This is a genomic window from Pseudomonas sp. Pseusp16 (assembly GCF_047324915.1).
Lineage (GTDB): Bacteria > Pseudomonadota > Gammaproteobacteria > Pseudomonadales > Pseudomonadaceae > Aquipseudomonas > Aquipseudomonas fluorescens_CD.
The window spans coordinates 1,311,989-1,325,572 of the sequence record NZ_CP168522.1 but is presented as its reverse complement, the minus strand read 5'-3'; the positions used below and the strand labels follow the sequence as shown (position 1 = coordinate 1,325,572).

Below are 13,584 nucleotides of genomic sequence, written 5' to 3'. Positions count from 1 at the left end.
CGCTGGCTAATCTACTGAGGTTGAGGGGCGGCAACCTTCAGGAAGGTGCAACCATATGGACGCAAATCCGATCGAAACCGACTACCTGATCATCGGTGCTGGCGCGACGGCCATGGCTTTCGTCGATACGCTACTCGAGGAAACGAATGCACGCATCGTGATAGTGGATCGACACGAACGGCCTGGTGGTCACTGGAATGATGCCTACCCCTTCGTCCGCTTGCACCAGCCCTCGACCTGCTATGGCGTCAACTCACGCGAACTGGGCAGCGGAACGAAAGACACGACGGCACTGAACGAGGGCTTGTATGAGCTGGCCTCCGGTGCCGAGGTGGTGAGTTACTTCGACCAGGTGATGAATCAGCGGTTTCTGCCGTCAGGTCGAGTCCGTTATTTCCCCATGTGCAACTACACCGGCGACCGCCTTGACGACCACCGGTTTACCTCGCTGGTCAGCGGCGTAAACCATCAGGTCCGGGTGCACAAAAAGGTGGTAGACGCCACCCATGCGCAGACAGCAGTTCCCTCGACCCACCCGCCCAGGTACAAGGTGGAACCCGGCGTGCAATGCGTGCCGCTGAACGACTTGCCGAAAATCCGGCACCCATACTCCAGCTACGTAGTGGTGGGCTCGGGCAAGACCGGGATCGACGCTTGCCTGTGGTTGCTGCAAAACGGTGTTGCGCCCGCAACAATCTGCTGGATCATGCCGAACGATCCGTGGTTGATCGACCGGGCCAACATGCAACCCGGCCTCGACAACTTCGAACGAACAATCGGCGGTGTCACGGCACAGTTCGAGGCCATCGCAGCCGCAGACTCGATCCCGGACCTGTTCTCCAGGCTCGAGGCGGCGGGCCAGCTCCTGCGCCTGGACAAGTCCGTCGAACCCACTGCCTACCGCTGCGCCACCGTCACACAGGCGGAATTACGCGAGCTTCGACGCATCGACAACATTGTGCGTCTGGGGAGAGTGCGAGTGATCGAGCCAACGTGCATCGTGCTCGAGCAGGGCAACATCGCCACGAGCCCAAGTGCCCTGCACATCGATTGCAGCGCCAGTGCCATCCCGACACTCCCTGAAATGAAGGTGTTCGACGGCGGCAAGATCAACCTGTTGATGGTCAGCAGCTGCCAACCCGTGTTCAGCGCGGCCTTGATCGCCTATGTGGAAAGCCACCTGGTCGATCAAGCGCAAATGAACTCGCTGTGCATGATGGTCCCCCCGCCTCACGTCCCCACGGACTGGATCAGAATCTGGGCGGTCTACCTGGGTAACCAGCTACGCTGGGGAGAGCATGACGGCCTTAACCGCTGGATCAGGCAGTCGCGCTTGTACTTCATGACGGCGGTGGTCAGGGGTTTGCAAGAAACCGACACCGAAAAACTGGCACAGCTGCATCGGCTCTCTGTCGGCAGGCAGCAGGCTCTGGCGAGTTTGCCACGGTTGCTGGGGGCCATCGCTTGAATCGCAGGAAGCGCACATGAACGAGCCACACCTCGAACTGCTCGATATCAATGGCATCCGCATGCAGATCGCAACGCAAGGTTGTGGCCCGCTGGTCTTGCTATGCCACGGTTTCCCGGAGCTTTGGTACTCGTGGCGTAACCAGCTTGCTGCGCTGGCGGCCGCTGGCTACAGAGCGGTCGCGCCCGACATGCGTGGCTATGGCGGCACAGATGCACCGGCCGAACCCGACGCCTACACCATGCTGCACCTGGTAGGCGACATGGTCGAGCTGGTCCACGCACTCGGCGAACAGCAAGCCGTCATCGTCGGCCATGACTGGGGCGCGCAGGTGGCCTGGAGCACAGCAATGATGCGGCCCGATCTGTTCCGCGCCGTGGTCGGCATGAGCGTTCCCTTCTCGCCACCGGGGCGCGTGGAGCTCCTCGGCGCGCTTGCCTCGCGGGGCATCCGTGACTTCTACATCCAGTATTTCCAGACGCCGGGTGTGGCCGAGGCCGAACTGGAAAGGGACGTCGAGTCGTCGATCCGGCGCATCTACTTCAATGGCTCGGGTGACGGGCCCGATTGGCCGGTGTTCGGCCAGCTGCAGCCGGGCCAGGGCTTCCTGGGGGCGATGATCGAACCCAAAACCCTGCCAGCCTGGCTAAGCCTTGAGGATATTGCCTGCTACACCCGCGAATTCACCCGCAGCGGATTTCGCGGCGGCCTGAACTGGTACCGCAACATGACGCGTTCATGGGCACTGCTGGCACCCTGGCGTGGTTGCATTATCCGGCAGCCGTCGATGTTCATTGCCGGCAGCCGCGACGGCGTGCTGAAGTTTGCGGGCTCCCCGCGGCAGATCGAAGCCTTCGCGCAGACACTGCCGCAACTGCGCGGGTGTCATATCCTCGAAGGTGCCGGCCACTGGATACAGCAAGAGCGCGCGACAGAGGTCAATGAGCTGCTGCTGGGCTTCCTGAAAAAACTCTGATCCGCAGGTTGAATTCTTATCCATAATTGAAATGCCGCAGATCGCTCCATCCCATGTTTGCGTAGTGATGCGAGAGACTGTTGGCATGCAGGCGGCTTCAACACCCGACCGGTGTTGGCTATGCGGATTTAAAACTGGAGGGAACCATGAGCAATCTCATCGCCACCGACGAGTCACCTGTAGCCGTTCGCCTCATGGTCAAGGTTTACGCCTACTTGCTGCTCGCAGGGTTTGCGTTCGTTCCGGCCTATCTGATTGGCTACTTGTACTTTTTCCAGGACCCCACGCTTGTATTCGAGAATCACCTGTTCCATGTAATCGCGATCATCACAGCCACCCTGGCGGGCTCGTTTGTCACTTACGTAACGTGGCGCTGCTATCAGTCATCGGGGGATCCGCTGCTACGATGGATGACGCTTGGTTTCCTCGGGTTTGTACTGATCTACGCGTTGCATGGTGCGTTCACAGGGCTTGCACACCACAATATCTGGCTCTTCCTGCTTTATGGACCAGCCTCTCGACTGGTCATGTCGATTCTGCTGTTGGTCGGAATGCTGTCGTACCACCGCCCACCTGATGCCGCGGACCAACGAATGAAGGCCCACCCGTGGCTGACCTGGATAGGACTGTTCCTGCTGGTTGACCTGGCAGTGGCGTACGTCGCGAACTTGCCGATCGCCGGCAATCTCGCGGTGCGCCTCTCCATGGAGGGTGGCGCCCTCGTTCTTTCCGCATTGACCGCGGCCATACTTCTGTTGCGCCGTATCCGTTCGCCGCTGATGATAATTTTCATCATCTCGGTCACCGCGTTCGCGCTGTCATCTCTTGCCTTCATCCTTGCGCGTCCGTGGAACCATATGTGGTGGCTCGCTCATGCGATCTTCGCCGGTGGATTCTTCATGCTGAGCTATGGGGTGGTGCAAGCGTTCCTCACCACGCGGTCGTTTTCGAAGATCTACAGCCAAGAGGAATTGATGGTGCGTCTTGCCGAAGCGATGGCGTATGCCGAGAGCGCTCTGCAGGAACTCCAGCGCACCAATCAGGAACTCGGGCACCTTGCGGCGACCGATCCACTGACCGGCGCTGAAAATCGGCGTCGCTTCATGGAGCGGGTCGACGTCGAAATTGGCCGGACCAAACGCGGCGGTGCGCCGTTCTCCGTGTTGGCACTCGATCTGGATAATTTCAAGTCCATCAACGATCGCTTCGGGCACCAGGTTGGCGATGACATCCTGAAGAGTTTCGTGGAGAAATGCCTGGATTCGATTCGGCCGTATGACGGCGTAGCCCGAGTGGGCGGGGAAGAATTCATGATACTGCTGCCCCAGACTTCACTTGAAGGCGCGCACGAAATCGCCGAGCGTCTGCGAAGCACCGTTGCAAATAGTTCTTTTCATGGCCTGCAGCGCTCAACCGTGGTCACGGTGAGCATCGGCGTATCGCAATCCGGTCGCGACGGCGACACCATCGAGGCAATTCTGCGCACAGCCGATCAACGCCTGTATCACGCTAAACACGAAGGCCGTAACCGAGTGGTCACCACCTTCAAAACCAGCCTCCAGCCTCTGCCCTGACCATCGTCGCGAAGCCGTTGCCTGGCAGCGCCGTATCGGGCAGCAATCGCAGCGTTACGAAACCTGACGTATTGCCACAGGGCCACCTATGCTTTGGATCAGGACACCGACATCAGTTGGACAAAGATCTTGCCCGGTTACATGCCGGTGGAGCATTCCCGGTCCACAATGGGCAATCCAATCTCCGGTCAGTTCGACAACACCTGGATTCAAGCTTGAAACATGGCATTGCGTTTCTGGTTTTCTGTTGACGGAACACGACTTGATCCTGGAGTGAACCCAACATGACCTTGGCCCATAAAGTGTTTGTCGGCGTCGCACTAGTCTGCCTGCTACTCGGCGGCTGCACCTCCCAGGTCACTGAGCGCGAGCAGTACTCCGGCTTCCTGTCCAACTACAACAACCTGGAAGAAGTGACCACTGCCACCGGTGAGAAGACACTGCGCTGGGTAAGCCCGTCGTGGAACCCGAATGCGTACGACACCATAGCGTTCAGAACGCTGGAGTTTTATCCCGCGCCGAAACCCAATGAGCAGGTCAATCAGCAGACGCTGGCCGACTTGCAGGATTTCATGTCCAGAAAGGCCAAACTCGTGCTGGGCCGCAAATACCAGAGGGTGTCTAACGCGGCCGCTGCACCGGCCGGGTCACACCCCCTGATCCTGCGTGCGGCGATCACCGGCGTCAGCGCTTCGAACGAGGGCATGAAGTGGTATGAAGTGATGCCGATCGCAGCCGTTGTCGGAGCGACACAGGCAGCCACCGGTCACCGGGATCAAGACACCAATCTGTTCATCGAAGCCGAATTCATTGACGCGAGAACCCATCAGACAATGGCCAAAGTGGTGCGCAAGGTATTCGGCAGCCAGCTAGAGAACGAGAGTCAGCAAATCACCACCAAAGACTTTAAAACCGCTATCGAAAAATTGAATACCGATCTCTGGACGTTCGTCCACAGTTGAACTGACTCTTTGGATCAGTTGCGGCCTCTCACGAAGGGCAACTGTCGGTAGTGGATTCAACCGGTCGTGGCAGGCAACAATCGGCCAAAAGCTGCCCGTCGATTTCGTCTTAGGAAACCCAGGCGATCTGTCTCTTGCAGCGCCTTGTTATAAGAATTCGAGTTGTCCACGAAATCAGGGAGGCACCCCTCATCTGTTAAACAGTATGCCTAGTCACTGATCGACCAGGAGTATCCGATCAAACAGTAAGTGCGATCACACAATGCTGGCGGCAGCTGTAAGTGCTAAACGAATGCAGATGCACTACAACAATACATAGAACCCTGAGGTCCTGACAGGAAGCGAGCGAATGTGGATGGAACACAAACTCTGTGTCGTCAGGCTGGCTCGGTTCGCATCCGCTTCGCTCATCATCTTAGCCCCCAGTGCAGTCGCAGAGGATCTCGAACCCAGGTCCTACGCCAATACGCCGGTCGGTATCAATTTCCTGCTCATGGGGTACAGCGACCTCCATGGTAGCGTAACCGCCAACCCCTCAGTCCCACTCGAGGATGCCAAGCTCAACATCAAGACTGTCGTGTTTGCCTTTGCCAGGTCCCTGGACGTCTGGGGCCGCTCCGGGAAGTTCGATATCGTCGTGCCTGAAGCCAGATTGACGGGCTCGGCCCTGTTCGCCGGTGAACCCAAGGAGCGAAATGTTACTGGGTTGATCGATCCAAGATTCCGCTTCTCGGTCAACTTATATGGCGCCCCGGCGATGTCCCTGGCTGAGTTCCCCAGCTATCAACAGGATGTGATTATCGGCGCCAGCCTGGCAATTACGGCGCCACTTGGCCAATACGACTCCAGTAAGCTGGTAAATCTCGGCAACAACCGCTGGTCATTCAAGCCCGAACTTGGGATTTCCAAGCGCTTGGGACCCGTGACCCTGGAATTATCCGGTGCGGGAACCTTTTACACCGACAATGACCAGTACCTTGGCGACCGTACATTTTCCCAGAACCCGACTTACCAGGCACAGGTGCATCTTATCTATGCCTTTAGAAACGGTGTCTGGGCCTCGCTGGATGGGACCTACTTCGCTGGCGGGAGTACCTCAGTCGATGGGGTCGGTAACCACGACTTTCAGGAAAATACACGCTATGGGGGCACCCTCTCGCTGCCGTTGAACCGAAATCACTCACTAAAGCTGTTTGCGAGTGATGGTGCGCATACCCGTACCGGCAGCGAATACGATGCTATTGGCATCGTCTGGCAGTATCGCTTCGGCGGAGGGCTTTGAAACCTGGGACTTACGCTACATTCCATTCATGCGTTCGTGAGACATTTGTCTGATGCTGGTTGTTACCTGCCAATTGTGACAGGCAGGTATCGGCTGTGGATTCAACCGGTCGAGGAAAGTCCGTTGCTATTCGGTCAGTAGTGGACGTTTGGAGTACGGAAGTAATCGTCCCCTCTTTTTGTCTATCATCGCGCTGTCGCAGGACAACCCGCTCGCGCAAGCCCGTGCTCGGCAACGTCGAGCTCGGGGGGGCAGAACCTGCTGCTGGAAACAGGCCATTGCCTGTGCAAGTAGGAACTCTCGATCTGCTGCGTCGCTGCTTCAGGGCGACGCGACGAGCTGAAGGGTACAGCCCCCCCGGTGTCGAGGTGGAGCGCGGCTGATTGGGCCTGCCGATGATCCATGTCATAGGGAGGCCCTTGCCGTAGCGAGGATTGGCCCGTCTACTTCTGCTGCCTACTGCCTTTGATGTTACCGGCAACCCCGCCGGCGACGGCACCAATCGCAGCGCCAGTCCATCCACTGCCACCGGAGATCGCGGCAATGCCAGCGCCGGCCGCAGCACCGATAGCCGCACCGCTCACCGTCCCCTGCTGCTTAGCAGTCATCGAGGTGCAACCGATCACGCTCGCTGCGGTGAGGACTGCGGCAAACAATTGCAACCTCTTCATGTTCACCTCCGCTACTTATTCTGTTTCAGTCCGGGCAAGACCATCTCGAACCAGATGGTCTCGATGACGGGGCGTTTCACGCGGTCGGGATTGGCGGCGTACCACTGGTTCAGCCCTTCGCGCACACTGTCGAGCGTATGGCCCTTCAGGCCCTTGCCGAAACGCGGAATCAGGCTCTGCTCATCGGATGGCGGCTTCGACCCATAGTAGGCCCTCTCCACCTGATAAGCGTTGGCGATGCCGATGAGATAGACCTTCTTGAGCTGCTCCGACGACTGCACCCATTGCTCGCCGGTGATCATGGCAACCTCTTCGGCACGGGTAATGCCCGATGCCGTCGCCAGGGTCATGCATGCCGCCATTACCAACGTACTCATTCGCAATGCTCTCATCGTCTTCCCTCCTCGACAGGCTGAACCTCAACGCCGTGGTGCGGTGTGCACCGGGGCCCTAGGTCGCTTCGCCAGAACGCACTTCGAACCGGAAAAGCACACCGGAGCTTTATCGGACTATCGCCGGGGCCCGAATATCAATGCCCGCGCCCACAATTGCTCCCGCTGCACACGAACTACGCGGCAGTCCTAATCAGGCTCAGCCGTGATCCCTTCCGCCGCGCGCTGCTTCGCCTCCCGCGCTTCCATGATCAGCCGATAGGCAATGTAGTACTTGTAGATGTTGCTGACGTAAGTCACTGTCTCCGCGCCGATTCGCTCGGCAGCAACGTACTCGACGTTATGGAACCAGATGTTGGGATCCAGCCCGCGCTTGGCGGCTTCCTCGCGCAATCGGGCAACTCGGGCGGGACCGGCGTTGTACGACGCGAAGGTAAACAGGACCTTATCCAACTCGGTCATCGGTTCGTCACCGTAGTACCTGTCTATCATCGTCCGCATGTACTTGACTCCAGCCTCGATGTTCGGCTGGGTTTGCCTGATATCACCTACCTTCAGCTCCTTGCCTGTCGCCGGCATGACCTGCATCACGCCGATGGCTCCCACAGGGCTTCGAACGGATTGATCAAGCCGCGACTCCTGGTATCCCTGAGCAGCCATCAGCAGCCAGTCGACACTGTACTTGTCGCCGTACTGCTTAAAGAACTGAATCAAATCGAGGAACTTCTTCCGCTCCGACGTGGATGCCGCGTCCTTGATGTATTTTGCGCTCTTCAGATAGCGCACCAGAATCATATTTCCCGTCTTGGTTCCTTTTCCGTGACGGGCGACAAAGTCATCTACAGCAGCTTTGAGTTGCGGGCTCCCCTTCCGTATCGCCCAGGCAATTTCTCCTCCCGTGCGGACGGCAATCCCTTCATGGACCGTTACCTTGGGAAAGACCTGCTTCCAGAGGTCCGCTTTGTGCTTGTCCATGACGATGAGTGGTAGCAGTCCGGCATTCAGCATCTCGACCAGATCCTCGTCCTCCAACTCCTCCGGCGCCAACTTGATGGTCACCTGGGGCCGACTTTCTGCGGAAAAGCGCTTGTTTAGCTCGACCAGACTCTCGTAGTAGCTGGAAGACTTGCGAACGAATACCTCCTTTCCCGCCAGATCGTCGATGCTGACGACCTGTGGTGAAGTGGGACCGGACAGGATCACTTCGCTGACATTGGTATACGCGGGCACAGAGAAGTCCACCAACTCCCGTCGCCCAGGGGTAATGGTGAGGTTGGACGCAGCTATATCACCCTTCCCGGCAACTAGCGCCGGCAGTAGTTGGTCCCGACTAACTGGAACGAAGACCACTTGAACCTTCAGATGTTTCTTTGCATCCGACTTTGAAGGCGCCATCTTCTGGTTCAGTTCCTTCTCGAACACACTGAACCAGTCGTAGGTCGCGCCGCGCTGGGTGCCCTTGTTGACGAAGTAAAAGGTCTTGCTATAGATCGTGAGGACGCGAATGATCCGCCGGTCCTTCATCGCCTCAAGATCACCGGTCCACGGCTTCTGGATCTCACTCGGATCGACGGTGAGCGTCTCCGAGGGCGGTGTCTCTGAGAATTTGACTGCATCAGCGGCAAGAGCCGGGCCGATGTGCATGGCCCATAGAATGGTCGCCAGTCCAACTATGATCAGCCGCAAGCGCGTCGCGCGATGCTCCACGGGGTGAAGTTGCTGCGACAGGTTCAGCATGATTGCGCTCCGATTGTGCCGCGAACGGCCCTACTACTGCTTAGCGATGGTTTAAGCATGGGGGCGCGACAGAACGCGACAGCAGTATCGTTACTAACCAGTCACCGCGACTCAATTCACGTTTAACTAAGCCCTTCCCAACAGACAAGTTTAGATGCCTGTGTGAAAGCCGCGATGTTTTTGACACATGCTGGAACCGTCGCGACAACAGGCACGCACCGCAGACGAGCCCCTGATCCAGGTAACTGCGCGTAGAGCTGCCCCAACATGGAAGCCTCCAATCGCCGACTCAGCGGCGCAATACAGTTATCGCCAGTAAATTCTGATAACGCAATTTTCAGAGCTTGGAGAGAGTCTTTGAAAGATGCGGCGATTCAGTCTGCTTTTGGCGGGTTTCTGTCGGCTCCCACCGGCAGCTATGGGTCGGTTGCTGCCCTTCGAGACAGTCAGCAATCGGCCAGATTGCGGACTTCAAAACTATGGGAGTGTGTGGTTTCCATCCGGTTCGCAGACAGGTCTGCTAGCATCCGCTTTTTGTATATTTCTGAGCTACCAGCATGCTACGGATCGCCAGCTGTTCCCTCCTGCTCACAATGGCTTCTCAATCGGTTCTGGCCGAACAGGTATTCCAGTGTGGTGAAGCCACAGTCACCATGAGCGTCGACACGACCCTGCCATTACGATCGACTGAAGGCGCTGACGTCATACTGCGTGTAGAACGTGGTCCGCGTTCGACACTCCTGCGGTACAGCAACGTCGATTTCATAAGAGGCACGTGCGACACCGACGCGAACAGCGCCCCACGAATCGTCTACCAGGCGGTATGCAGCGGTAGCGGTTGTTCCGATTTATCCAACTGGGGTGTTATCGATCCATTGAGCTTGCAGGCGTTGCTCGTGCCTGCGGATGACAGCCTGGAGCCTGCCACCCGGCTGCTCGGCCATCGACCGACGCTCAAGGGCGCGAGGATGAATGTGAGCGACGAAGCACGTCGACTGGGATTGCCGACGCCGTAATGGCTGTTCAGCATGTCTGCCATGGGTCGTTTGCGACGTTTGCAGCTGATTCAGACCGCACGCTCGGGTTACTTGAAAACTGGCACGCTGGCTGACCCGTTTGGTTTTTTCAGGTATTCACGCAGCCGGGCACCGATCTCGGCGATTTTCGCCTCCCCGGCACGCAAGGCTTGCGGGTTGGTATGCACCGAGTAGTTTCCCAGCGAGAGATCATAAGGATGAGGCTCCGCGGAGCCGATCACGAAGACCGTATCGCTGTGCCCGGCCTTGAGCGTAACGCTGCCGCTACCGGGTTCGAAGACGACCATTTCTCCCGTCATGACCACCTCCGGAGCGCCAAGGACCCCGCGACTGACACTCAGCCACAACGACTCATGCCCCTTGGGCGGCACATAAGTCCAGGATTCTCCGGCAGGCAGCGTGACCAGCAGGTAGTTCATGCCAGCGGGAGCACGGACCGGGCTTTGCACACCCTGGTACGTCCCCAGGATCACACGCGCCGGTCCCGTTTGCGGCATCGCGCCTGACTCCAGGTATTGGCTATCGACACTGGCGTTTTCCAATGCCGGCGGTAATGCGACCCACAGCTGAAAACCTTGAATGCGCTTCGATGTACCGACCGACATTTCCTTGCCATGCCAGACCCCGCCACCCGCGCGCATCCATTCAACACCGCCATAGTCAATCATCCCCGTACCCGAATCAGCATCCTCAAAACGCAAATTGCCTTCGGTAATGACGGTGACAGTGGCGATGCCCGAATGCGGATGCAGCGGCATGCCGTTGATGAATGAGCTCTCGCCTTCAAACAGGTCAAGGAACACAAAAGGCTTGATCAGGTGGCCAAGATCCGAAGGGCTCATCAACCGGACAATCGCGCCATGCCCACTGCCGGTGGTGCGGTAGCGGATGGCCCGCCGGGTAACGGTGTCTTGTGTATCGATCTGAGGTTGTTGCTTGAAAGGCATCGTGAATACTCGAAGTTGGCGGCCTTTCGGCCCGATGCTCCAGACAATAGGCCAGGCCTGATTACTTGATAAGACGGTACAATTGGATTGCACTCGTCCACCAGCATCAGGAATCCCCCGCCATGCTCGACCTCAATGACATCGCCATGTTTGTCCAGGTAGTACATTGCGGCAGCTTTGCAGAAGCCGCACGACGGCTGGGCATGCCGCCCAATACCGTGAGTCGGCGCATCCAGCAGCTTGAAACGCGGCTCGGCACCCGGTTGCTGCAACGCTCCACTCGCAAGCTCACGCTCACCAGTGCAGGCCAGGGCTTTCATGAGCGTTGCGTGGGTGCCGTCGATGACCTGCTGGAAGCGGGACAGGATTTGATCACGGGCAGTAGCGAGCCCAGTGGCCGGGTTCGCGTGGCGGCTCCGGCAGACTTTTTCGACTTCTTCGAGATGGCGTGGGTGAGCGAGTTTCTGACCGCGTATCCACGCGTGCGACTCGACTTCGTGCTCAGCGATGCAAAGGCCGACCTGATCGCCGAGCAGATCGATGTCGCCTTTCGCGGCGGCCCCTTGCGCGATTCAGGCTATGTCGGTCGTCAGATCCTTGACCCGCGCAGCGTCGGGATGGTTGCCAGCCCCGACTACCTCGCGGCGCGTGGCTCACCCCGCACGCTACAGGACCTGGCGAGCCACGACTGCGTGATTTCCGCGCATCCCGGCGGCCATGCCACATGGTATTTGATCGGCCCGAAGGGTGAGGAAGAGATACAAGTGACCGGGCGCTTCAGCGGCAATACCGCTCAGTCGCAGCGCAAGGCCGCCGTGGCGGGCCTCGGCATCGCGTTGCTGCCGCCGCTGATGGCCAAGCTTGAAGTGGATACCGGCGTACTGGTCCCGGTGTTGCCTCAATACCAGCCCAACGGCTACGGCCTGAATGTGCTGTATCCGAGCCGCCGACAGCTTCCGCCCGCAGTGTCGGCGTTCATCGGTTTGGTGATTCGGAAGATGAATGCGGCAGATGTACCGCAGGTTTATCAGTAACCGCACCCGATGCTGGCGACTTACCGGGTTGTATCGAGGACAAGCCTGCCCCGCAAATGACGGCCCATGCTTTTCTCGATCGCCGCTTTGGCCTCACTCAACGGGTAGGCCTCGACGTCGACCGTGAGGTGGCCCTTGTCGAACAGTTCGGCAATGAGCGTGAGCTGTCGGCCATCGGAACGGGTGGCGAAGTTGGCGGGGGTCACGCCATAGTCGTTGGCCAGCGACATATTCGGCAGGCTCACTGGCGAGACCAGCACACCGTTTCTTTTCAGAACTTTGAACGAACGGTTTTGCGTTTCGCCGCCCACCAGATCCAGTACGACATCGACACCGGCCACCAGCTCGTCGAATGCCTGGGTCCTGTAGTCGATGGTGTAATCGGCACCGAGGTCCTTCAGGTAGGCATGATTGTGCGCAGAGGCCGTTGCGTAGACTTCAGCGCCCAGGTATTTGGCAATCTGCACCGCCATGCTGCCCACACCACCGGCCGCGGCATGGATCAACACCTTCTGCCGCCGTTGCACGCCAGCGTGGTCGGTCAGGGCTTGCCAGGCCGTCAGGGCAGTTGCGGGGACAGCGCTGGCCTGCAAGGCACTCAGCGATTTGGGTTTTATCGCCAGCTTTGCAACCTGGGCAACCGCCTTGGTCGCATAACCGCCGACGATGTTGATGAAGCCGAACACTTCATCGCCAATGCTGAACTCAGTGACGCCCTGCCCCAGCGCGATCACGGTACCGGCCACCTCGACTCCCGGGGTAAACGGCAGCGGTAACGGGATGAACGCTTTCATGGCACCGGACAGGATCTTCCAGTCAATCGGGTTGACCCCTGCCCCGCCGACATCGATCAGCACTTCACCAATACCTGCCACCGGGTCTGTAATGTCTTCCAGACGTAAAACTTCAGGGCTGCCGTATTCGTACACGCGTATGGCTTTCATGGAGGTCTCGACTATTGAATAAGGGAGGAAAACACTGCGCTGCGAGGGACCGGCCTTCGCAGCGCGGGGGGTATCAACGACGGCGAGCGTCGAGGCTGAAGCGACCGGCACCAAAGGCCACGACCTGAAGCAGGCCACCGGCCATCGCGATGTTCTTGAAGAAGTGGATGAACTGGTTCTGATCGCCCAGCGCGTTATGGAAAGCCAGTGCGGTAAACACACTGAACACGGCCAGTACCGCGGCAACGGTGCGGGTGCGGTAACCGGCGATCAACGCCAGGCCGCCACCGATCTCGACAACGATCGCCAACGCCAGCGCCAGTTGCGGAAGCGGAAGGCCCACGGAGCTGATGTAGCCGACCATCATCGCGGGAGCGGCCAGTTTCGAAAAACCGGAGAGAATGAAAATTGCGCTGAGCAGTACGCGGCCGATCAACGAGGCCGAGGCTTGGGTCACGTCGGACCGGTTCTGTTCAGAGTGGGTGGAAGGAGCGATGTTTGCGGAAGTCGTCATGAGGTAATTCCTTCAAAGTTTGCGCGACTCGCCATGAATCGCTGCT

The 13,584-nt window shown here is 58.5% G+C and carries 13 protein-coding genes; 7 read left to right on the top strand and 6 right to left on the bottom strand.

What is annotated here, in order from left to right; translation table 11 throughout:
• Positions 1 to 55 precede the first annotated feature (55 nt).
• From ACEN8Q_RS05760 to ACEN8Q_RS05740, 5 genes are all read left to right on the top strand, one after another.
• Positions 56 to 1,468: an NAD(P)-binding protein gene (locus ACEN8Q_RS05760; RefSeq protein ID WP_413704696.1), complete on the top strand. Its 1,413-nt coding sequence runs from the start codon at positions 56 to 58 to the stop codon at positions 1,466 to 1,468.
• Between the two features lie 16 nt (positions 1,469 to 1,484).
• Complete coding sequence (locus ACEN8Q_RS05755; RefSeq protein ID WP_413426993.1) at positions 1,485 to 2,444, top strand: alpha/beta fold hydrolase; 960 nt, start codon at positions 1,485 to 1,487, stop codon at positions 2,442 to 2,444.
• A 146-nt stretch (positions 2,445 to 2,590) separates the two neighbouring features.
• Positions 2,591 to 4,018: a GGDEF domain-containing protein gene (locus tag ACEN8Q_RS05750; RefSeq protein WP_413704695.1), complete on the top strand. Its 1,428-nt coding sequence runs from the start codon at positions 2,591 to 2,593 to the stop codon at positions 4,016 to 4,018.
• Positions 4,019 to 4,302: 284 nt separating this feature from the next.
• Positions 4,303 to 4,980 (top strand): DUF3313 domain-containing protein, encoded by a 678-nt coding sequence (locus tag ACEN8Q_RS05745; RefSeq protein ID WP_413426999.1) that lies wholly within the window; start codon positions 4,303 to 4,305, stop codon positions 4,978 to 4,980.
• Between the two features lie 349 nt (positions 4,981 to 5,329).
• On the top strand, positions 5,330 to 6,262 hold the full coding sequence (locus ACEN8Q_RS05740; RefSeq protein ID WP_413428630.1) for a transporter: 933 nt from the start codon (positions 5,330 to 5,332) through the stop codon (positions 6,260 to 6,262).
• A gap of 443 nt (positions 6,263 to 6,705) precedes the next feature.
• Here ACEN8Q_RS05740 and ACEN8Q_RS05735 read toward each other — a convergent pair whose 3' ends face one another.
• From ACEN8Q_RS05735 to ACEN8Q_RS05725, 3 genes are all read right to left on the bottom strand, one after another.
• The gene (locus ACEN8Q_RS05735; RefSeq protein WP_413428631.1) at positions 6,706 to 6,933 is read right to left on the bottom strand and encodes a YMGG-like glycine zipper-containing protein; all 228 of its coding nucleotides are present in this window, start codon (positions 6,931 to 6,933) and stop codon (positions 6,706 to 6,708) included.
• An 11-nt stretch (positions 6,934 to 6,944) separates the two neighbouring features.
• A complete protein-coding gene (locus ACEN8Q_RS05730) occupies positions 6,945 to 7,310 on the bottom strand; it encodes a hypothetical protein (protein ID WP_413428632.1) in 366 nt (121 codons plus the stop codon).
• Between the two features lie 204 nt (positions 7,311 to 7,514).
• Complete coding sequence (locus ACEN8Q_RS05725; protein WP_413428633.1) at positions 7,515 to 9,062, bottom strand: transglycosylase SLT domain-containing protein; 1,548 nt, start codon at positions 9,060 to 9,062, stop codon at positions 7,515 to 7,517.
• A gap of 593 nt (positions 9,063 to 9,655) precedes the next feature.
• Between ACEN8Q_RS05725 and ACEN8Q_RS05720 the strand changes: the two genes are divergently transcribed.
• Complete coding sequence (locus ACEN8Q_RS05720; protein WP_413428634.1) at positions 9,656 to 10,078, top strand: hypothetical protein; 423 nt, start codon at positions 9,656 to 9,658, stop codon at positions 10,076 to 10,078.
• Positions 10,079 to 10,146: 68 nt separating this feature from the next.
• Here ACEN8Q_RS05720 and ACEN8Q_RS05715 read toward each other — a convergent pair whose 3' ends face one another.
• Positions 10,147 to 11,046 carry a pirin family protein gene (locus ACEN8Q_RS05715; RefSeq protein WP_413428640.1) on the bottom strand — a complete coding sequence of 300 codons (900 nt, stop codon included), beginning with the start codon at positions 11,044 to 11,046 and terminating at the stop codon, positions 10,147 to 10,149.
• A gap of 122 nt (positions 11,047 to 11,168) precedes the next feature.
• Here ACEN8Q_RS05715 and ACEN8Q_RS05710 point away from each other — a divergent pair, with 122 nt between their 5' ends.
• Positions 11,169 to 12,080, top strand: coding sequence for a LysR family transcriptional regulator (locus ACEN8Q_RS05710; RefSeq protein ID WP_413704694.1), 912 nt, complete (start codon positions 11,169 to 11,171; stop codon positions 12,078 to 12,080).
• A 20-nt stretch (positions 12,081 to 12,100) separates the two neighbouring features.
• Here the strand turns inward: ACEN8Q_RS05710 and ACEN8Q_RS05705 are convergent, their stop codons facing one another.
• Positions 12,101 to 13,024: an NADP-dependent oxidoreductase gene (locus tag ACEN8Q_RS05705; RefSeq protein ID WP_413704693.1), complete on the bottom strand. Its 924-nt coding sequence runs from the start codon at positions 13,022 to 13,024 to the stop codon at positions 12,101 to 12,103.
• 73 nt (positions 13,025 to 13,097) lie between these two features.
• Positions 13,098 to 13,538: a DoxX family protein gene (locus tag ACEN8Q_RS05700; protein WP_413704692.1), complete on the bottom strand. Its 441-nt coding sequence runs from the start codon at positions 13,536 to 13,538 to the stop codon at positions 13,098 to 13,100.
• Between the last annotated feature and the right edge of the window lie 46 nt (positions 13,539 to 13,584).